The following is an 18,540-nucleotide window of genomic DNA, read 5'->3' on the forward strand; positions in this document are numbered from 1 at the left end:
GGTCAAATTTATGCAACAACGAGTCTTATCACACGAGGGCGCGTCGTTAGACGCACCGGATGCTCAGACGCTGCTTGAGCATATTCTGGAGATTTACGATCTAAAGACCGTTGTCGCTGAGCTTAGCGCTGTGGGGGAACAGCACTGGAGCCCGGCTATCGTCAAACGCGTGGTGACTCTGTCGAGGGCCAACACGCGTCTGAGTGAAAATGAGTGCGCCCATCTGGCTTCTCTGCTACCGAAACCGCCGAAACATCACCCGAAATATGCGTTTCGCTTTGTCGATCTTTTTGCGGGTATCGGCGGCATTCGTCACGGTTTTGAAGCGATTGGCGGCCAGTGCGTGTTTACCAGCGAGTGGAACAAGCACGCGGTGCGCACCTACAAAGCCAACTGGTACTGCGACCCGGCAGAGCATCGGTTTAATGCCGATATTCGTGATGTGACGCTGAGCAATCAGCCTGACATCAGCGACCGTGACGCTCAGGAACATATCCGGGCGTCAATTCCTCAGCATGACGTGCTGCTGGCGGGCTTCCCGTGTCAGCCGTTCTCGCTGGCGGGGGTATCAAAAAAGAATGCATTGGGCCGGGCGCACGGCTTTGCCTGCGACACCCAGGGCACGCTGTTTTTCGACGTGGTGCGGATTATTGATGCCCGCAGGCCGCCTATCTTTGTGCTGGAAAATGTCAAAAACCTGAAGAGCCACGATAACGGCAAAACCTTCCGCATTATTATGCAGACGCTGGATGAACTGGGCTATGAAGTCTCCGACGCCGCCGATATGGGGGCCGATGACCCGAAAATCATCGATGGTCAGAACTTCCTGCCCCAGCACCGCGAGCGCATTGTTCTGGTCGGTTTTCGCCGTGATTTAGGGCTGCACAATGGCTTCACCTTACGGGATATTCCGGCGCTCTATCCGGCGCAGCGCCCGACCTTTGGCGAACTGCTGGAGCCGAACGTTAACCCGAAATTTATCCTCACCCCGGTACTGTGGAAATATCTCTACCGCTATGCGCGTAAGCACCAGGAGAAGGGGAACGGATTCGGTTACGGTCTGGTGGACCCCACGCGCGCCAGCAGCGTGGCGCGGACGTTATCGGCGCGCTATTACAAAGACGGCGCGGAGATCCTTATCGACCGCGGCTGGGATCGCGCGCTGGGTGAAAAGCACTTTGACGATCCGCACAATCAGCTGCATCGTCCACGTCGCCTGACGCCGCGCGAGTGCGCTCGCCTGATGGGCTTTGAATCACCGCAGGGCTACGGTTTTCGTATTCCGGTGTCGGATACCCAGGCGTACCGGCAGTTTGGCAACTCGGTTATTGTGCCGGTGTTTGCCGCCGTTGCACGCCTTTTGCAGTCGCGCATTTTGCAGGCGGTGGCGCGGCGTGACTCGGAAACCGGCGATGACGGACGTTCACGATAAGGCCACCCGCAGCAAGAATATGCGCGCCATCGGCGCGCAGAATACGGCGATTGAAAAACGGGTGGCCGTGCTGCTGGATAGCCTTGGCCTGCAGTGGCTCGCGCAGGACACGTGCCTGCCGGGCCGTCCCGATTTTACCCTCGATGACTACCGCTGCGTGATATTCACCCACGGTTGCTTCTGGCATCACCACGACTGCTATCTGTTTAAAGTGCCCGCGACGCGCACCGACTTCTGGCTGAGCAAAATTGGCGCCAACGTAGCTCGAGACGAGCGGGTTATGCGTCAGCTCGTCGCTCTGGGCTGGCGCGTGCTGGTGGTATGGGAGTGCGCGTTGCGCGGGCGTGAGAAGCTCACGGACGCCGCGCTGTGCGAGCGGCTGGAGGAGTGGATCTGCGGCGGAGAAGGCAGCGCGCAGATCGGTATTCAGGGAATTTCCCGCCTGAGTTTTACTTCTGGGTCTGGCAGGGAATAGCGGCGGCTTTTGCCGGGAAGAGATATTTCCCCAGCGTCACCAACACCACGGCGGCAATGATAATTGCCAGCGCCACCCACTCGGTACCGGAGAGGTGCTCACCGTTAAAGCCGGTGCCTAACAGCACGGCGACTACCGGGTTGACGTAGGCATAGCTGGTTGCCACCGCTGGCGTGACGTTGCGAATCAAATACATATAGGCGTTGATGGCAATGATTGAGCCAAAGACCGCCAGATAGCCCACCGCCAGAAAACCGTGCAGGCTCGGCAGGGTGGTTAAACGCTCACCGCTGAGCAGCGAGGCGACCATCAGGACAATGCCGGCGGCCAGCATCTCGATGGCGCCTGCCATCATGCCGGTCGGCAGTTCAATACGCGATCCGTACACCGAACCAAACGCCCAGCTCAACGAACCAATCAGGATCATCAATGCGCCCCACGGGTTGCCGCTGAGGTTGCCGCCGCTGTTGAGCAGCACAATGCCTGCGAGACCAATGGCAATCCCCAGCCACTCCAGCTTGCGGGTAGCAATGCCAAAAAAACGGCTAAAGCAGAGGGTAAATAAAGGTACGGTGGCAACCATCACGGCGGCGATACCGGAAGGTACGTTCTGATGTTCCGCGACGGTTACCATCCCGTTACCCACCGCCAGGAGCAGCACGCCAATGATGGCGGCATTGAAAAGCGGCTTGCGCGCCGGTAAGCGATGACCGGTAGCGAGCAGAAACCCCATTAACACCACGCCCGCCGACAGGAAGCGAATGCCCGCCATCATTAAGGGGGGCCAGCTGGCAACGCCAATGCTGATGGCAAAGTAAGTTGAGCCCCAGATAATGTACAGCGCGAACAGCGCGCCTATCAGCGGTAACAGTTGTTTAAAACGCATACTTCCTCACGGCAAAATAGCAAGCAGGCAGATAGTAAACGCCAAAACTACCGCGCTGGCGAGTGCTTTAATTCAGGGCTTGATGTTGTTTTTATGTTGCAAATATGTATCTCTTACACCCCGCGCGATTTTGCTTCATACTTTGTTATCACTAAAAAAATGAAGGAAGACATTTGTGGCAGGAAGTAGCTTATTAACCTTGTTAGATGACATCGCCACCTTGCTGGATGATATCTCGATGATGGGGAAACTGGCGGCGAAGAAAACCGCTGGTGTGTTGGGGGATGATTTGTCGCTGAACGCCCAGCAGGTGTCTGGCGTGCGGGCCAACCGGGAGCTGCCGGTGGTGTGGAGCGTGGCGAAAGGGTCGCTGCTCAACAAGGTCATTCTGGTGCCGCTGGCGCTGCTCATCAGCGCGTTTATTCCGTGGGCCGTGACGCCACTGTTGATGATTGGCGGCGCGTACCTCTGTTTTGAAGGCGTGGAGAAGGTGCTGCATACCCTTCATGAACGTAAGCATAAAGGTGATGATGCCGCGCGTCAGAAACGACTGGAAGCGATAGCACAGCAGGACCCCGCCCTTTACGAGCGGGACAAAGTCAAAGGCGCTATTCGCACCGATTTTATTCTCTCCGCCGAAATCGTTGCCATCACTCTCGGCATCGTGGCGGAAGCGCCGCTGCTCAATCAGGTGCTGATTTTATCCGGCATCGCCATTCTGGTGACCATCGGCGTGTATGGCCTGGTCGGCGTGATTGTGAAGCTCGATGATATGGGCTACTGGCTGGTGGAGAAGCGCAACGCGCTGGCGCAAGGCGTGGGTAAAGGGCTGTTGGTGGTTGCCCCCTGGCTGATGAAAACGCTATCGGTGGTGGGCACGCTGGCGATGTTTTTGGTCGGCGGCGGCATCGTGGTTCACGGCGTGGCACCGGTGCATCATGCTATCGAAGCGTTTGCTGCCCAGCAGGGCGCATGGCTTGCTGCGCTGGTGCCGACGTTCGCTAACCTGGTGCTCGGTTTTATTATTGGCGCGGTGGTGCTGGCGGCGGTGAATCTGGTCTCACGCTGGCGAAAAACCGACGCATAAAAAGTGCGGTTCCGGTACGCAAACCGTCTGTGGATCGGCTAAGGTGAAACAGTTTCACCCTGATACCGGAGGCAACAATGGTCTTTTTGGTCAGTGATGAAGTCAGGCCCAAAAACGGTGGGCCGCGGATGGTTGTAACGGGGTATGCCAGCGGGATGGTGGAGTGTCGCTGGTATGACGGCTTTGGCGTTAAGCGGGAGGCATTCCGCGAAGACGAGTTGATCCCAGGCGAGATTCCTCCGCAGGAGCAAGTTTAGTCTCTACCTTTGCGCCCGGCGCTTGCCGGGCGGTTTAGCGCCGCATTATTCTGGCGCTTTGTCATAGTATGTCGTCGTGGAGCACCATGAATTATCTGCAGCAGGCAAGTATAGAACAGTATCGGGTGCTCGGCCCAAACGAGAGTGTGGGAGCGCAATTGTGCCACCCGTGAACGTGACGACAGTAACCCCCGCAGGCTGGTGGGCAAAGTTAACGCACCGTATTCGTCCAGACCGAGTGGTGAATATCTGCTTTCTGGTGGTGTTGTTCTTTTCAACGCTGCTGACCTGGCGCGAAACCATCGTGCTTGAAGACGCCTATATCTCCAGCCAGCGTAATAATCTGAAGAACGTCACCAACGATATGGACGCGCAGCTGCAGTTCAATACCGACCGGCTGATGTTTTTCCGCAACGGCATGCAATCAGCGCTGCAAATTCCGCTGGCGTTCGAAGTGTTGCGTACCGCCGAGCAAGAGTTTGAGCGCCAGCGCGGGCAGGCCGACTGGCGTATCTCCCTGAACAACAACCGTACGCTGCCGCTGAACGGCGTATCCGATGAGTTTGTTGAACACACTAACCTGCTCTCTCGCGATAATCCGCTGCTGGGCAACGAGTTTATGGCCGCCATTGAGCTTGGTTATCTGCTGCGTCTGTCGGCGATGACGCGTCAGCATCTGGCGCGTTTTGAAACTCATATGCTGTACGTCTCACGCGCCGGTTTTTATCTCAGTACCGAACCGACGCAGGAAGGCAGCATCACGGAGTATTACTATCGACTGGCAACCAGCCCGTGGTTTATCCAGCAGTCGCAGCGAGATAACCCGGAGCGGGGCGTTAAGTGGCAAACCACCTTTAGCCGCGATAAAACGCCGGTGGCGCAGACCGTCACGGCAGCGGTGCCGCTTGATTATCAGCAGTACTGGTTTGGCGTGCTGGCCATTCAGCTCTCGGTCAGCGAAATGACCCAGTTTCTCACGCGCGCGGTGGAAGGGGAGGATGAAGGTGAATATCAGCTTTATGACCGACGCATGAACCTGATTGCCTCTTCTGAACCCGATAAATCAAAGCACAACCAGCTGTCGCAGGAAGTCCAGGCACAGCTGGCGCGGGCCTACGAATCGGAAAATGAAGGCAGTGTGCGCCAGTTGTCGCGCTATATCAGCTGGGAGAAACTGCGGAATTTTGACGGCGTACTGCTGCGCATTCACTCTCTGGAAGAGGGGATTCGCGGTGATTTCGGCTCCATCAGTATTGCCATCACGCTGCTGTGGCTGCTGTTTACCGCTATGCTGCTGATCTCCTGGATGGTTATCCGCCGTATGGTGCGGAATATGTCCTCGTTGCAGGATTCACTTGAGTGGCGCGCGTGGCACGATATGCTCACCCGCCTCTACAACCGTGGGTCACTATTTGAGCGCGCGGGTATGGCGCTAGCAACCTGCCAGCGGGCCGGTGAACCGCTGGCGGTGATCCAACTCGATCTGGATCATTTCAAAAGCATTAACGACCGCTTTGGCCATCAGGCAGGTGACCGGGTGCTGATTCATATCGGCCGGGTGATCCTCAATAAGATCCGCCAGGACGATATTGCGGGCCGAGTCGGCGGGGAGGAATTTTGTATCGTGCTGCCAGGCACGTCGCTGGCGCAGGCGGAGGTGATTGCCGAACGTATCCGGGACAGCATCAACAGTCGGGAAATCCTGATTGCCAGAAAACAGACTATTCGGGTGAGCGCGTCGCTGGGCGTATGCAGTAGTGAAGAACTGGAACAGTACGACTTCCAGCACCTGCAATCTATTGCCGACAAGCGCCTGTATCAGGCTAAAACCGGTGGGCGAAATCAGGTCTGCGCGAAAGATGGCTAGCAGGGTGATTAATCACGGCATGAAATATAAGTTTCACTTATGGAATCCCGGTTGAATGGGATTAATCTCAAAGCCTGGGTGGCGCAAATCTGAAAATAAAAATGCTATATTCCTGATTTATCATTATGTTAGCGAATTGTCTACGTAAGCACGACTACGCTGTCATATTAATTTATTAGGTGAATAATTCTTGTCATTTGACATAAACGACGATAATGTTTCATCCACGTCAGGTTTCCTGATGTAACGAATATTTCAATGCTTCTTGCTTAGGCAAGGTTGATCCCGACGCTCGCGTGTCGGGATTTTTTTTCCATTCAGCGTGTGATTTCCGTGGCACTGAAATCGTGGATATCCAACTCAAAGGCTTCCGCCAGATCGCGCCAGGTATGGTATTCGCGGCCGTCGACGCTCACGTGGTGTGGGTCATCAGTCGCGCGGTGGATTTCGCTTTCGCTGATTTCGTTGATAGCTGCCAGCAGCGCATCAACGTTTACCCCTCGGGGGTCAATCGCCATCTTCATCACAGATACCCTTTATTTCCGTCCCTGTATAAGTATACATCTGATGAATAATATTGCTCAAAATTTGAGCGATTTTGTCAATGTGAATGAGAATTAAGCACTTATGCAGCGGGGCGCTGTCAGCGCGGTCATTTTGTTCTAAACTGGGCTAAACCACTCAGGAGATGACGTTTATGCAAGTTAACGATCGTGTGACGGTCAAGACAGATGGGGGGCCGCGTCGCTCCGGTGTCGTGCTGGCAATTGAGCAGTTTAACGAAGGCACGATGTATCTGGTGTCGCTGGAGGATTATCCGCTGGGGATCTGGTTCTTCAACGAGTCGGGGCACCCTGATGGCATTTTCGTGGAGAGCGAAGCGTAATTGAATCATCTGGCGGTAGCGATACCGCCAGTTTCCCTGCTGTCGTTGTCCTAGCGCATATTGACGTAGATGCCGGAGGTGACATTTTCCGCCAGACGAACAACATGATAGATAACCTGCTTGTTATGCGTTTTTATTTTCTTTTTAATATTACCCTTATGTGACGATACGGTTTTAGCTTTAATATTCATCTGATCGGATATTTGTATCGTTCCCTGTCCTGACATCCACATTTTCAGCATGCTGGATTCCGTCCGACTTAATGACAGGGTAGAGATATTAGTTTGCTTTACTTCTGCCGTTTCTTTTTTCAGATAATTCCCCAGGATGCTATCGAGCGTTTCGGGTTTTATTGATTTAGAACTAATTAGCAGATTACTGCGCACCATTAGATATTCGTCAAAATGTATATTGGCAATCGCCATAAAAACAATGAACAACGTCCTGGGGTGTTGATTAATGATCTGCTTAATATGCAGACTACTCTGCACATCATGAATGAAGCAGTCCTCATTAATAAACACGACAGCCGGACCGCGAGCAGCACAGATCTCAGCGAGTCCGTCGACGTTATCTACATTGTCAATATCACGTTTTTTTACCCCACGACTGGCCAGGTATCCGGTTAACCCTAGCCGCGTATAACTACATAAATCCATAATAATCGTTGACATGGCATACCCTCACTCAATGCGTAACGATAATTAACCCATTGCCTTCGAACTTCATCGCCGCAACGAACCTGGAAAAATAAAAAAACAAGAGGATGAAGACGAACAGGCGGCATCAACTATCCCGTAAAGTTACGTATAATTTGCCAGGAATCATCTCAAAGTAAAGTAAATGTTATGTTATGTGAAAGACCTAAAAACAAATAACCCGCGCCAGCGATATGCTGGTAGATGTTTTTTACGTTTGACTTTAGGAATTTCCTTATAATAACCAGGGGGGCATTATGGAGAATTTATGCGTGGTAACTCACTGATAATATCTGCTAATAGATCAAATATCTCGCTAAATAAGTGCTCGCAGAACGGTGCGATAAGCGGCATTAATGCGGCCATCAGTAGAATACCGACGGTGAGGGTAATGGGAAAACCGATAACGAAGACCGACAGCTGCGGCGTCATGCGGTTGAGCATCCCCAGCGCCAGGTTAACCGTTAGCAGCAGAGTGATGATCGGCAGCGCTAGCATCAGTCCGTTGAGGAAAATCATGCCGCCCGCGCGGGTTAGCGCCAGAAACGCGTTGCTGTTGATGGGCTCGCCGCCGATGGGCAGGGTGTGGAAGGTGTCGACCAGCAGCGAAATCAGCCACAAATGGCCGTTAAATACTAAAAACAGCAGCAGGGCGAGCATATCCATAATACGCGCCAGGATCGGCATGTTGAGGTTGCTGCCAGGGTCGACAAACGTCGCAAATGACAGCCCCATTTGCAGGCCGATAATCTCGCCGCAGTAGCGTATCGCGGCAAAAGCAAACTGCATGGTAAACCCGAGCGCAATGCCGATAAGAATCTGCTGTAGCGCCAGCCAGAGCGCGGTTGCCGAGAAAATGGGCACTTCCACCACCGGCAAAGAAGGGGCGATAACGAGGGTGATAATGACGCCCAACCCCACCTTGACGCGTTTAGGTACCGAGCGCTCGCTCAAAATCGGCGCGGTGGTGACCAGCGCCAGCACGCGCAGCAGCGGCCAGAAATAGAGGCTGAGCCAGGAGAGCCACTGGTCGCTGGTAACATTGAGCATTGCGCTTAGCCGATGATATAGGGCAGGTTGCTGAACAGCGTGCGCACGTAGTCCAGCAGCAGATTAAGCATCCACGGCCCGGCGACGATGATCGCGATAAACACGGCGATGATTTTGGGAATGAACGACAGCGTCATTTCGTTAATCTGCGTCGCCGCCTGCAGGATACTGATAATCAAACCGGTCACCAGCGAGACCAGCAGCAGCGGAGCGGCCAGTGCCAGCGCTACCTTCATCGCTTCGGTGCCCATCATCATGACGGATTCAGGGGTCATGGGTACTCCTTAACTGTAAAAACTCTGCGCCAGCGAACCGACCAGCAGTTGCCAGCCGTCAACCAGCACAAACAGCATTAGCTTAAACGGTAGCGCGATAGTAGCGGGGGGCACCATCATCATCCCCAGCGCCATCAGTACGCTGGCGATCACCAGGTCGATAATCAGGAATGGGATAAAAATGGTGAAGCCAATCTGGAAGGCGGTTTTCAGCTCGCTGGTGACGTAAGCCGGGAGCAGGATGCGCATCGGCACCGCTTCTGGCCCCTGAATCGGCTGGCTGTTGGCCAGCCGGGCAAACAGCGCCAGGTCGGCTTCACGCGTCTGGCGGAGCATAAATTCACGTAGCGGCTGCGCCCCTTTTTCCAGCGCGTCCTGCATCGTAATTTTGTCTTCGCTGAACGGCTGATAGGCGTCGGTGTAAACCTTATCGATGACCGGCGACATGATGAAAAAGGTGAGGAACAGCGCCAGCCCCAGCAGTACCTGGTTAGGCGGCGCGGACGGTGTGCCCAGGGCGCTGCGCAGCAGGCCGAAGACGATGATGATACGGGTGAAGCTGGTCATCATCAGCAAAATGGCCGGAAGAAAGGTCAGCGAGGTAATAAATACCAGCGTCTGAATCGGCAGCGACCAGCTCTGGCCGCCGTTCGCCAGCGGTTGGCTGATGAGGCCAGGAAGTTCAGCAAAAGCAGAAGGCGACAGCAGTAACAGCCCGCTCAGCGCAAGGGAATAAATACGACGCATCAGGATCTCCCGGGACGCTTAAGCATATTTTTCATCAGTGAAGCAAATTCAGGTGCAGTGGCCTGCGGCTGGCTATCGGTCGGCGCAGGCGGCAGTTTATGCAGCAGCGTGACCTGCTGGGCGGTGACGCCAAGCACCAGACGCGCGTCGTCGACGTTCACAATGACGACGCGTTCGCGAGTGCCAAGCGAAGCGCTGGCGCTCACTTTCAGCCCGCTAGCGGCCTGATTTCTCATCGCACCAGGCATCACGCGTTTGACTACCCACGCGGCGGCCAGAATCAAGACAATAATGCCCAGCAATGCGCCGCTCACCTGAATCAATGGTGAGGTCATGGGTTCATTGACATGGGCAACGGTCACCGGCGTGGTGGCCGGTGCAGCCGCCGCACCGTGGCTTGACGGCGCGGCGGCGTGGGCAGCAGGTGCGGGTAGTGCAGCGTGGTTGGTGCTCATCTTAACGGCTCAGGCGGCGCATACGTTCTGACGGCGTAATGATGTCGGTGATGCGTACGCCGTACTTGTCGGCCACGACCACGACTTCACCCTGGGCAATCAGATAGCCGTTGATCAGGATGTCCAGCGGCTCGCCGGCCAGACCGTCCAGCGCCACCACGGAACCCTGCGTCAGGCGCAGCAGTTCTTTGATGGTCATCCGGGTACGCCCCAGCTCAACGGTCAGCTTGACCGGAATATCCATGATCAGATCGATATCCTGCAGCGTGCCGCTGACGTCACCGCCGCCCAGTTGCTGGAATACCGCATCGGCAGCGCTTTTGCTGCTGGTCGTTTTCTGTTCGTTCAGCGCGTCAGCCCACAGATCGTCCACGGATCCGCTGTTGTCATCGGGTGGAGTATTCATATCACTCATTTGGGCTGTTCCTCGTTCAGCGAATTCAAAATCGGGTTGATCAAATGTTCTACGCGCAGCGCATATTGCCCGTTAACCGTGCCGTACTGGCTGGTTAGCACCGGCACGCCGTCGACGTGCGCAATAATGCGATCGGGCTTCTCTATCGGCAGCACATCACCGGGTTGTAGTTTGAGTATTTGTGAAAGTCGAAGCGAGATATCGGCGAAGTTTGCTACCAGTTCCAGCTCGGAATGCTGCACCTGGCGCACCAGGTTTTCGCGCCAGTTCTGATCTTCATGGCGCGAGTTTTCCAGCGGCGGGTTGACCAACAGTTCGCGCAGCGGCTCGATCATGCTGAACGGCAGGCAGATATTAAACTCGCCGGTCAGGTTGCCAATCTCCACGTGGAACGGAGTATTCACCACAATGTCGTTCGGTGAGGTGGTGATATTGGTGAACTTCACCTGCATCTCCGATCGTACGTACTCCACTTCCAGCGGGTTAATCGCTTTCCATGCGTCGCTATAGCCTTCCAGCGCCAGCTTCAGCATGCGGTTGATGACCCGCTGCTCGGTATGGGTGAACTCGCGACCTTCTACTTTGGTTGGAAAACGCCCATCGCCACCAAACAGGTTATCCACGGCGATAAACACCAGGCTTGGCGAGAACACCACCAGACCGGTGCCGCGCAGCGGCTTCAGATGGATCAGGTTAAGGTTGGTCGGCACCGGCAGGTTGCGGGCAAACTCGTGGTAGGGCTGAATGCGAATCGCCCCCACGGTGATGTCCGGGCTACGGCGCAGCAGGTTGAACAGCCCCATACGGAAGTGGCGGGCAAAACGCTCATTGATGATCTCCAGCGCCTGCAGACGCTCGCGGACGACGCGTCGCTGGGTATTGGGATCGTAGGGGCGAATATCATCTTCGCCCGTAGCGCGTGCCTGCGGTTCGTTAGGATTGTCGCTGTCGCCGTTCAACAGCGCGTCAATTTCGGCCTGAGAAAGAATGCTATCGCCCATGGTGCTATCGCAAAATAAAGGCTGTATACAGCACGTCAGTGATGTTCTGTTTCGGCTGACCGGCAATTAACGGCGCGCTCAGCGTCTCTTTAATCTCGGCGGCGAGCTGTTTTTTACCATCATCAGTAGCAAGCTTAGTCGCATCCTGGCGTGAGAGCAGCAGGAGCATACGGCTGCGCACTTCCGGCAGATAGTCATTCAGCCGGGCGCGGTCGGTCTCAGACTTCATGCGCAGCGTGACGCCAACGTACAGCACGCGGTCGGCATCGCCGAGATTGACGGTAAAGGTATCCAGCGGGAAGAAGACCGGCGCGGCGGGCGGCGGCGCTTCTTTTGGCGCGGCGGTCTCCGCTTTGTTGGTTAAACGCCAGTAGCTGTAGCCAGCGGTGGCGCAGGCGGCGAGCGTTACCAGCACCAGCAGGGGGATCCAGAGGGAGCGTTTGCTCTTTTTATTGATAGCGGTGTCAGTCATCTGATGCGGTCTTCCTTTTTACTACTGCTTATCCGATGATTATCCCGCCTCCCGCGCGGGTCAAAGCGTGGAAAAGACGGGAATAATCGTGTTACCTCGGGCGTTTAAGCAAAGATGTCTACCGCATTGTCTCCGCGCGCGGCGGATTGCAGGGCGGCAGGGACGACAAGAAGTTCATTGTCGTCCTGATTTTCACGGCCGTCAGCGTTGCTACGCGCGGAAAACGACTGTTGTGATGAAGGCTGTTGCTGCTGCCCGGCAAAACCATCGCTGCTGATATTACTCTGTCCCAGCTGTATACCGTTCCCCTCAAGCTGCGTACGCAGCACCGGCAGCGCGGCTTCCAGCGCAGCGCGAACGTGGCTGTGCGGGGAAGCCATCTGGATTTGCGCCAGGTTGTCTTCCACCTTCAGCGTAATGTGAACCTGACCGAGCGATTCCGGATGCAGGCGCAGTTCGGCGGTCTGTTGGCCCGAACGGGTAAAGAGCGTGATGTGCTGGCTCACGTTCTGCTGCCAGTCCGGGGTGCCAAGCTGGGCGCGAATATTTGCCGTAGCCGCTGTCGGAAGAACCGGTGCCGCATGGTTCTGGTTGGCGACCGGCGCCAGCGCAGCGGTTGCGGCCGTTGGGCTTGAGACGCTTTCGGATTCTGCTTTCTGCGTTGGGATCACAAAGGCGGAATCGGCGGGCAGCGTGCGAGCATCAACGCCCGTTTGCGTGGTCGGCGTGCCTTTGACATCCACAAAGCCCTGAGATTTTGCACCACCACGGCTGAGTGCGGTGGTCAGCGAACTAAGCGTGTCACCATTTTGCACAGGCGCGGTGACGGTCGCCGCCTGCTGAGTCGGCGGGGTGACTGGCAGCATTGCCATTAACGCGCTGAGACTTTTAAGGTCATCGTCGCTGAGTTTGCTCTCAGTGGTATCGTCGTCACTCTTCGCATCGGCAATACCGGTTTTGTCGGCAGCTAGCTCACCTTTCAGGTGGGCTGCCAGCGAGCTGAGCAGCGACTGCGCGTCGCTCGAGGTTGTTAAATCGAGGTCAGGCTCGGTGCCAGCGTTGGCACGCGTGGCTTCCTGCTGAACCAGCCATTTGGTCAATGACTGTCCCTGAACTTTAATATCGCGCAGGCTTTTTGCATCGTCGCCGGTCAACAGTGCGGTTTTGGCACCATTTGGATCGGCACTTTGGGTTAATGCGCCTGCCAACAGCGCCAGAAAATCCTCGGGAGACCCCGGGGTTTTCGCCGTCGCGTCCGCACCTGCAAGGTTCGCATCGCTAACAGCAAGGTTAGGCAGAGTAATCATTCGGGTTTCCTCAAGGTTGCGCGTTGGGCAAACTCATCCATTTTTTTCTGATCAAGACGGTTTTCTGCCAGCAGCGCGGCAGAGGCTTGTCGGTCCTGGAGCGTCTGCCATGCCTGCAAGCGCTGTTTTTTCTCGCGCCAGAAATTCAGCGCCTGTTCCACTTTGTTATTCCACTGAACCAACTGCTGACGGTGCTGATCGATGGCTTTTTCCAGCGTCTGAATAAACTGCTGGTAGTTCTGCCATCGCAGGCTGGCAATGCCCTGCGTCATGTCGTTATTCAGGCTGTTCTGGTATTCCAGTTGATAGTCCATCAACATTTTGAGCTGTTCTTCCGCCTGCTGGCAGCCGCGGCGCATCTCGCCCAGTACCAGGGCGGCGTTGTCTACGTCGGTTTCTGCCAATTCTTTCAGCGTTGCTAATGCACCGTGCTGCGCCATATTTGTGATCCTCTTGCTTCACTATGACGATGGGAAGATCAATTCCAGGGCCTGGATTGAAGATTCCCAGTCTGCTTTTTCAAGAATGCCTTGCTGTAAAAATGCTTCCAGATGCGGCCAGAGCGTAATGGCCCTGTCGAGCATCGGATCGCTGCCCTTGGCGTACGCGCCGACGCTTATCAGGTCGCGGTTACGCTGGAAGCTCGAGAGCAGCTGCTTAAAGTTGCGCACCCGAGCGTAATGCTCTTCGCTGATGAGCGCGGTCATCGCGCGACTGATTGACGCTTCAATATCAATCGCCGGGTAGTGCCCGGCCTCTGCCAGCCGACGCGACAGCACGATATGGCCATCAAGGATGGCGCGCGCGGAGTCGGCAATTGGGTCCTGCTGATCGTCGCCTTCGGTCAGTACGGTATAAAACGCGGTGATTGAACCACCGCCGGTGATACCGTTGCCCGCACGTTCAACCAGCGCGGGCAGTTTGGCAAACACGGAGGGCGGATAGCCTTTGGTAGCCGGTGGTTCGCCGATCGCCAGCGCGATCTCACGCTGCGCCATCGCGTAGCGGGTCAGGGAATCCATGATCAGCAGAACGTGCTGACCACGGTCGCGGAAATCTTCCGCCACGCGGGTCGCGTAGGCGGCACCCTGCATACGCAGCAGGGGAGAGACGTCCGCCGGGGCGGCAATCACCACCGAACGCGCACGGCCTTCGATGCCGAGAATGTTCTCGATAAAGTCTTTCACTTCACGGCCACGTTCGCCGATTAGCCCGACGACAATCACGTCGGCGCGGGTATAGCGGGCCATCATGCCGAGCAGCACGCTCTTACCGACGCCGGAGCCAGCAAACAGCCCCATACGCTGGCCGCGCCCGACGGTGAGCAGGGCGTTGATCGGCCGTACGCCGGTATCCAGCACGTGCTCAATCGGCGTGCGCTGTAAGGGGTTAAACGGCGCGGTGATCAGCGCCCCGGTTTCGGTGGTATCGGGGGCTGGCAGGCCGTCGAGTGGTTTGCCGCTGCCGTCCAGCACGCGGCCCAGCAGGGCCGGGCCAAGCGGCAGCTGTTTACCGCTTTGCAGGCCATCGCCGGCGGTGTTACGGGCATAGACGCGCGCGCCGGGCAGAATGCCTTCCACCTCTTCAAGCGGCATTAAAAACAGGCGATGACCGTTGAAGCCGACCACTTCGGCCTCCACTTCCTGCATCTCTGCCCCTTGCTGGCGTTCAATAATGCAGGTCGCGCCAAGCGGTAGCTGCAACCCAGTGGCTTCCAGCACCAGCCCGGTGGCGCGAGTCAGGCGACCGTAGCGGCGCACGGCAGGCAACTGCGCGATGCGCGCTTCAAAATTGTCGAGCGTATTCAGCCAGCGGGTCAGGCGCACGGTCATCAGCAGGCTCCCGGTGCCGCCAGGCGGCACAGTTCCTGCCAGCGCGTGGCGACGCTGGCATCGAGATCGCCTTCATCGGCGGAGACTTTGCAGCCGCCGGGGTGCAGCGTCGGGTCACCGCGCAGACGCCAGCCGTGCAGGTTGAGTGTGGCGCCGAGCATCTCCTCAACGCGCGGCAGATCTTCCGGGCTGACGCGCAGCTGGGGTTTACCGCTGAACAGCGGTTCTTGCTGGAGTAATGATTGGATCTGCTTAATCAGCGCGGTGTTATCCACCACCGGTACCTGGCCGACAATCTGTCGCGCCGCTTCCAGCGCCATCTGCATCAGGCGCGAGGCAATCACGCTGTCGAGGGTATCCAGCGTATGCTGAAACTCGCTCGCCAGCTGCTGCATCCGGGCGTGAATGGGGGCCTGCTCCTGTTTAGCCTGCGCCAGGCCCTGTTCGAGCCCTTGTGCCAGACCTTCCTGATAGCCCTGCTGCTGACCGGCGGCGTGACCTTCACGCAGACCGGCCTGGTAGCCCTGTTCGTGGGCCTGAATCTGCAGCTGAGCCAGTTGCTGCTGCTGTAGCTGTTCAGCGGAGATCTCCTCCTGCTCTTCACTCGGCTCATCGAGGGAGAGCGGGGTAAACTCCATTTCCATCGGCGGCGAGAGATCGTCAGGCTGCCAGACTTTCCACGGCGTGGTATCAGACATAGGTGTCGTCTCCGCTGCCAATCACCATCTCGCCGGTTTCCGCCAGACGACGCACAATAAGCAGGATGGCTTTCTGTTCGTTCTCGACCTGAGACAGACGGACCGGGCCACGGTTGGCCAGATCGTCGCGCAGAATGTCGGCCGCGCGCTGGGACATATTGCGCAGGAACTTCTCGCGCAACGGCGGCTCGGAACCTTTGAGGGCAATAAGCAGCGATTCGGAGTCCACTTCCTGCAGCAGGCGCTGGATACTGCGATCGTCGACCTCGACCAGGTTTTCGAACAGGAACATCTCGTCGATAATTTTCTGCGCCAGATCGCCGTCGAATTCGCGTACTGCGGTAATAACCGCCTCTTCCTGCTGCGTTTTCATCAGGTTGATAATTTCGGCAGCCGTTCTCACGCCGCCCATTTTGCTGCGCTTGAGGTTCTGGCCGTCGAGCAGGTTGTTCAGCACTTCGGTCAACTCCGCCAGCGCCGCCGGCTGCACACCGCCGAAGGTGGCGATACGCAGCATCACATCGTGACGCAGACGTTCGTCGAACAGCGCCAGAATATCCGCCGCCTGAGCACGTTTGAGGTGCACGAGGATGGTGGCGATAATCTGCGGGTGCTCGTCGCGGATAATATCGGCGGCGCTCTGTGGCTCCATAAAGTTGAGCGTTTCGATGCCGCTGGTGGTTTCGCGGGTTTCGAGAATATCCTCCAGCAGGCTGGCGGCACGCTCTTCGCCCAGCGCTTTCACCAGCACCGTACGCAGATATTCGTTGGCGTTGACGCTCAGCGCCGCGAACTGCTCGGCCTCTTGCTCGAACTCGGCCAGCACGTCGGTCAGCTGTTGATTAGAGATCTGCTTCACGCCCGCCATCGCGGTACTCAACTGCTGTACTTCGCGGGTGCTGAGGTGCTTAAACACCTCCGCCGCGCGGTCTTCGCCAATCGTCATCAGCAAAATGACGCTTTTATCGATTCCTGACAGGTTACTCATGGTCGTTATTCATCCATTGGCGAATGACCAGCGCTACCACGCGCGGATCGTTATCAGACATTTCGCGGATACGCTGGCTCATCACCTCAGCGCTCAGGCGCTGATTAGCACGGCGCTGCTGGGTCTGTTCATCTTTGCTGAGGCGGACCTCAACGGCCTGCTGCGTTTCTTGCTTAACTTTGGTCTGCTCGGCAGCGGCCAATGCGAGAGCTTCGCGACGCTGGAGCTGCGGTTTAATCGCTTTACGCCACAGCAGCCAGGCAACGATCAGCACCAGTAACCAACGACCGGCGGACAACAGCTGATCGATAAACGACTGCTGCTTCCAGAACGGCAGTTCGCCGCCGCTTTCATCAGTATCGTTAAACGGTGAGTTGACCACATTCAGGGTGTCGCCACGGGTGGTGGAGAAGCCCATCGCTTCGCGGGTCAGATCTTCAATCTGCTTCATCTGATCGCTGGTCAGCGGCAGCGGTTTACCGTCCGGCAGATTGCGATAGTTGACCACCACGGCCACCGACAGACGCTGGATATCGCCAACGTTCTTTTTGGTGTGCATGATGGTGCGATCAAGCTCGTAGTTGCTGGTTTCATTGCGCTGCGTATTACGCGGGCCGGTGGTGGTGGTATTCCGGTTCGCGGCGGTCTGGCCGTTAGCCTGATTGGCTGGCGGCGTGCTGATCGGAGCCGAAGGTGCCGGAGCCGGGGTGTTGGCTAACGCGCCCGGTACACCGCCCGGATAAGGGCTGCCTACCTGATCGCTTTCGCTGACCTGACGGGAACGCACCGCTGCCTGGCTGGCATCGCCGTTCGGGCGATACTGCTCGTCGGTTTGTTCTTTATTGTCGAAGTTAAGCTGGGCGGTAACCTGCGCGTGGACGTTGCCGTTGCCGACAATCGGCCCCAGAATGGCTTCGATACGGCGCTGAACGCGGCCTTCCACGTCGGCGGTGTATTTTAACTGCGCATCGTTGAGGTCACGGGCGTTGGTATTGGACTGGGTCAGCAGATGGCCGCCCTGATCGACCAGCGTCACGTTACCCGGCGGTAAGCCCGCTACGGCGCTGGACACCAGATGCACCACGGCAGAAATCTGGCCTTCATCGAGCGCGCGACCCGGTTCCAGGTTGACGGTGATGGAGGCGGAAGGGGATTTTTGTTCACGGACGAACAGCGATGGCTTCGGCATGGCTAAGTGCACGCGAGCGCTTTTCACCGGGCCGAGGGTTTCAATGGTACGGGCCAGTTCGCCCTCCAGCGCGCGCTGGTAGTTCACCTGCTCGCTGAACTGGCTGATGCCGAATTTTTCCTGGTCGAGCAGCTCAAAGCCAACCGCGCCGCCCTTCGGCAGGCCAATCTGCGCCAGGCGCAGACGCAGTTCGTGAACTTTATCCGCAGGTACTTCCAGCGCGCCGCCGTTATCGGCAAAGCGGTAGGGGACGTTCATCTGGGTTAACTGCGTGACGATGGCCCCGCCGTCCTGATCGGACAGGTTGCTGAACAGCGTACGATAGTCCGGGGTTTTTGCCCACAGCACCATCGCCACCAGTACGGCCACCGCAGCTGCGCTGGCGACCATCAGTGGAATTTTAGGATTCGCGCGCAGGCGGTTGACCCACTCTAAGGTTTTATTTTGTGGTGTAGCCGTAGCACTCGCGCTCATTGCGCACCTCGTCGATCCTGATCAATGGCGTTAAACGTTAACGAAAACA

The 18,540-nt window shown here is 56.8% G+C and carries 22 protein-coding genes; 6 read left to right on the forward strand and 16 right to left on the reverse strand.

The features are described from left to right. The first annotated feature begins 10 nt into the window (after positions 1 to 10). Both ACLGE8_RS13515 and ACLGE8_RS13520 read left to right on the forward strand, forming a co-directional pair. The gene (locus ACLGE8_RS13515) at positions 11 to 1,432 is read left to right on the forward strand and encodes a DNA cytosine methyltransferase (protein ID WP_410999179.1); all 1,422 of its coding nucleotides are present in this window, start codon (positions 11 to 13) and stop codon (positions 1,430 to 1,432) included. Next, positions 1,413 to 1,907 carry a very short patch repair endonuclease gene (locus ACLGE8_RS13520; protein WP_410999181.1) on the forward strand — a complete coding sequence of 165 codons (495 nt, stop codon included), beginning with the start codon at positions 1,413 to 1,415 and terminating at the stop codon, positions 1,905 to 1,907. Before ACLGE8_RS13515 ends, ACLGE8_RS13520 begins: the two co-directional genes overlap by 20 nt. Here the strand turns inward: ACLGE8_RS13520 and yedA are convergent. After that, positions 1,882 to 2,793, reverse strand: coding sequence for a drug/metabolite exporter YedA (gene yedA, locus ACLGE8_RS13525; RefSeq protein ID WP_410999183.1), 912 nt, complete (start codon positions 2,791 to 2,793; stop codon positions 1,882 to 1,884). The two genes, ACLGE8_RS13520 and yedA, sit on opposite strands and share 26 nt — an antisense overlap. A gap of 175 nt (positions 2,794 to 2,968) precedes the next feature. Between yedA and ACLGE8_RS13530 the strand changes: the two genes are divergently transcribed. The 3 genes from ACLGE8_RS13530 to dgcQ all read left to right on the forward strand — a co-directional run bounded on the left by ACLGE8_RS13530 (position 2,969) and on the right by dgcQ (position 6,004). After that, a complete protein-coding gene (locus ACLGE8_RS13530; RefSeq protein WP_410999185.1) occupies positions 2,969 to 3,880 on the forward strand; it encodes a DUF808 family protein in 912 nt (303 codons plus the stop codon). A 77-nt stretch (positions 3,881 to 3,957) separates the two neighbouring features. Next, positions 3,958 to 4,137, forward strand: a complete 180-nt coding sequence (locus ACLGE8_RS13535) for a YodC family protein (RefSeq protein ID WP_410999187.1) — start codon at positions 3,958 to 3,960, stop codon at positions 4,135 to 4,137. A 160-nt stretch (positions 4,138 to 4,297) separates the two neighbouring features. Continuing rightward, complete coding sequence (gene dgcQ, locus ACLGE8_RS13540; protein ID WP_410999189.1) at positions 4,298 to 6,004, forward strand: cellulose biosynthesis regulator diguanylate cyclase DgcQ; 1,707 nt, start codon at positions 4,298 to 4,300, stop codon at positions 6,002 to 6,004. Positions 6,005 to 6,321: 317 nt separating this feature from the next. Here the strand turns inward: dgcQ and ACLGE8_RS13545 are convergent, their stop codons facing one another. Beyond that, positions 6,322 to 6,528: a DUF2525 domain-containing protein gene (locus ACLGE8_RS13545; RefSeq protein ID WP_410999191.1), complete on the reverse strand. Its 207-nt coding sequence runs from the start codon at positions 6,526 to 6,528 to the stop codon at positions 6,322 to 6,324. Positions 6,529 to 6,701: 173 nt separating this feature from the next. On the opposite strand from ACLGE8_RS13545, the gene dsrB reads away from it, so the two are divergent. After that, a complete protein-coding gene (gene dsrB / locus ACLGE8_RS13550; RefSeq protein WP_185669465.1) occupies positions 6,702 to 6,890 on the forward strand; it encodes a protein DsrB in 189 nt (62 codons plus the stop codon). A 50-nt stretch (positions 6,891 to 6,940) separates the two neighbouring features. Here the strand turns inward: dsrB and rcsA are convergent, their stop codons facing one another. From rcsA to fliF, 14 genes are all read right to left on the reverse strand, one after another. Next, the gene (gene rcsA / locus ACLGE8_RS13555; RefSeq protein ID WP_185669464.1) at positions 6,941 to 7,564 is read right to left on the reverse strand and encodes a transcriptional regulator RcsA; all 624 of its coding nucleotides are present in this window, start codon (positions 7,562 to 7,564) and stop codon (positions 6,941 to 6,943) included. A 279-nt stretch (positions 7,565 to 7,843) separates the two neighbouring features. Then, entirely contained in the window at positions 7,844 to 8,638 is a 795-nt protein-coding gene (gene fliR, locus ACLGE8_RS13560; RefSeq protein ID WP_410999193.1) for a flagellar biosynthetic protein FliR, read from the reverse strand. Positions 8,639 to 8,643: 5 nt separating this feature from the next. Then, positions 8,644 to 8,913: a flagellar biosynthesis protein FliQ gene (gene fliQ / locus ACLGE8_RS13565; protein WP_062778154.1), complete on the reverse strand. Its 270-nt coding sequence runs from the start codon at positions 8,911 to 8,913 to the stop codon at positions 8,644 to 8,646. A 9-nt stretch (positions 8,914 to 8,922) separates the two neighbouring features. Then, positions 8,923 to 9,660, reverse strand: coding sequence for a flagellar type III secretion system pore protein FliP (gene fliP, locus ACLGE8_RS13570; protein WP_410999195.1), 738 nt, complete (start codon positions 9,658 to 9,660; stop codon positions 8,923 to 8,925). Continuing rightward, complete coding sequence (gene fliO / locus ACLGE8_RS13575) at positions 9,660 to 9,995, reverse strand: flagellar biosynthetic protein FliO (RefSeq protein ID WP_410999327.1); 336 nt, start codon at positions 9,993 to 9,995, stop codon at positions 9,660 to 9,662. The genes fliP and fliO overlap by 1 nt, the downstream gene beginning before the upstream one ends. A gap of 121 nt (positions 9,996 to 10,116) precedes the next feature. Continuing rightward, positions 10,117 to 10,530: a flagellar motor switch protein FliN gene (gene fliN / locus ACLGE8_RS13580; protein ID WP_185669461.1), complete on the reverse strand. Its 414-nt coding sequence runs from the start codon at positions 10,528 to 10,530 to the stop codon at positions 10,117 to 10,119. Next, positions 10,527 to 11,531 (reverse strand): flagellar motor switch protein FliM, encoded by a 1,005-nt coding sequence (fliM, locus tag ACLGE8_RS13585; protein WP_410999198.1) that lies wholly within the window; start codon positions 11,529 to 11,531, stop codon positions 10,527 to 10,529. Before fliM ends, fliN begins: the two co-directional genes overlap by 4 nt. 4 nt (positions 11,532 to 11,535) lie before the next feature. Further along, positions 11,536 to 12,003, reverse strand: coding sequence for a flagellar basal body-associated protein FliL (gene fliL / locus ACLGE8_RS13590; protein WP_220439315.1), 468 nt, complete (start codon positions 12,001 to 12,003; stop codon positions 11,536 to 11,538). Positions 12,004 to 12,107: 104 nt separating this feature from the next. Then, entirely contained in the window at positions 12,108 to 13,310 is a 1,203-nt protein-coding gene (locus ACLGE8_RS13595) for a flagellar hook-length control protein FliK (RefSeq protein ID WP_410999201.1), read from the reverse strand. Next, entirely contained in the window at positions 13,307 to 13,750 is a 444-nt protein-coding gene (gene fliJ / locus ACLGE8_RS13600) for a flagellar export protein FliJ (RefSeq protein ID WP_106929946.1), read from the reverse strand. The genes ACLGE8_RS13595 and fliJ overlap by 4 nt, the downstream gene beginning before the upstream one ends. A gap of 21 nt (positions 13,751 to 13,771) precedes the next feature. Then, positions 13,772 to 15,142, reverse strand: a complete 1,371-nt coding sequence (gene fliI, locus ACLGE8_RS13605; RefSeq protein ID WP_410999202.1) for a flagellar protein export ATPase FliI — start codon at positions 15,140 to 15,142, stop codon at positions 13,772 to 13,774. Continuing rightward, a complete protein-coding gene (fliH, locus tag ACLGE8_RS13610) occupies positions 15,142 to 15,840 on the reverse strand; it encodes a flagellar assembly protein FliH (protein WP_410999203.1) in 699 nt (232 codons plus the stop codon). The genes fliI and fliH overlap by 1 nt, the downstream gene beginning before the upstream one ends. Next, a complete protein-coding gene (gene fliG, locus ACLGE8_RS13615) occupies positions 15,833 to 16,828 on the reverse strand; it encodes a flagellar motor switch protein FliG (protein WP_410999204.1) in 996 nt (331 codons plus the stop codon). Before fliG ends, fliH begins: the two co-directional genes overlap by 8 nt. Continuing rightward, complete coding sequence (gene fliF / locus ACLGE8_RS13620) at positions 16,821 to 18,491, reverse strand: flagellar basal-body MS-ring/collar protein FliF (RefSeq protein WP_410999206.1); 1,671 nt, start codon at positions 18,489 to 18,491, stop codon at positions 16,821 to 16,823. Before fliF ends, fliG begins: the two co-directional genes overlap by 8 nt. Positions 18,492 to 18,540 lie beyond the last annotated feature (49 nt).

The sequence above is a fragment of the Kluyvera sp. 142486 genome (assembly GCF_046569695.1).
In the GTDB taxonomy this organism is placed as follows: Bacteria; Pseudomonadota; Gammaproteobacteria; order Enterobacterales; family Enterobacteriaceae; genus Kluyvera.

Bases quoted from the DNA above. Each gene is read 5' to 3' on its own strand.
- ACLGE8_RS13515 (WP_410999179.1), top strand. From the start codon at position 11: ATGCAACAACGAGTCTTATCACACGAGGGCGCGTCGTTAGACGCACCG.
- ACLGE8_RS13520 (WP_410999181.1), top strand. From the start codon at position 1,413: ATGACGGACGTTCACGATAAGGCCACCCGCAGCAAGAATATGCGCGCC.
- yedA (WP_410999183.1), bottom strand. From the start codon at position 2,793: ATGCGTTTTAAACAACTGTTACCGCTGATAGGCGCGCTGTTCGCGCTG.
- ACLGE8_RS13535 (WP_410999187.1), top strand. From the start codon at position 3,958: ATGGTCTTTTTGGTCAGTGATGAAGTCAGGCCCAAAAACGGTGGGCCG.
- ACLGE8_RS13545 (WP_410999191.1), bottom strand. From the start codon at position 6,528: ATGAAGATGGCGATTGACCCCCGAGGGGTAAACGTTGATGCGCTGCTG.
- dsrB (WP_185669465.1), top strand. From the start codon at position 6,702: ATGCAAGTTAACGATCGTGTGACGGTCAAGACAGATGGGGGGCCGCGT.
- rcsA (WP_185669464.1), bottom strand. From the start codon at position 7,564: ATGTCAACGATTATTATGGATTTATGTAGTTATACGCGGCTAGGGTTA.
- fliR (WP_410999193.1), bottom strand. From the start codon at position 8,638: ATGCTCAATGTTACCAGCGACCAGTGGCTCTCCTGGCTCAGCCTCTAT.
- fliQ (WP_062778154.1), bottom strand. From the start codon at position 8,913: ATGACCCCTGAATCCGTCATGATGATGGGCACCGAAGCGATGAAGGTA.
- fliP (WP_410999195.1), bottom strand. From the start codon at position 9,660: ATGCGTCGTATTTATTCCCTTGCGCTGAGCGGGCTGTTACTGCTGTCG.
- fliO (WP_410999327.1), bottom strand. From the start codon at position 9,995: ATGACCTCACCATTGATTCAGGTGAGCGGCGCATTGCTGGGCATTATT.
- fliN (WP_185669461.1), bottom strand. From the start codon at position 10,530: ATGAGTGATATGAATACTCCACCCGATGACAACAGCGGATCCGTGGAC.
- fliM (WP_410999198.1), bottom strand. From the start codon at position 11,531: ATGGGCGATAGCATTCTTTCTCAGGCCGAAATTGACGCGCTGTTGAAC.
- fliL (WP_220439315.1), bottom strand. From the start codon at position 12,003: ATGACTGACACCGCTATCAATAAAAAGAGCAAACGCTCCCTCTGGATC.
- ACLGE8_RS13595 (WP_410999201.1), bottom strand. From the start codon at position 13,310: ATGATTACTCTGCCTAACCTTGCTGTTAGCGATGCGAACCTTGCAGGT.
- fliJ (WP_106929946.1), bottom strand. From the start codon at position 13,750: ATGGCGCAGCACGGTGCATTAGCAACGCTGAAAGAATTGGCAGAAACC.
- fliI (WP_410999202.1), bottom strand. From the start codon at position 15,142: ATGACCGTGCGCCTGACCCGCTGGCTGAATACGCTCGACAATTTTGAA.
- fliH (WP_410999203.1), bottom strand. From the start codon at position 15,840: ATGTCTGATACCACGCCGTGGAAAGTCTGGCAGCCTGACGATCTCTCG.
- fliG (WP_410999204.1), bottom strand. From the start codon at position 16,828: ATGAGTAACCTGTCAGGAATCGATAAAAGCGTCATTTTGCTGATGACG.
- fliF (WP_410999206.1), bottom strand. From the start codon at position 18,491: ATGAGCGCGAGTGCTACGGCTACACCACAAAATAAAACCTTAGAGTGG.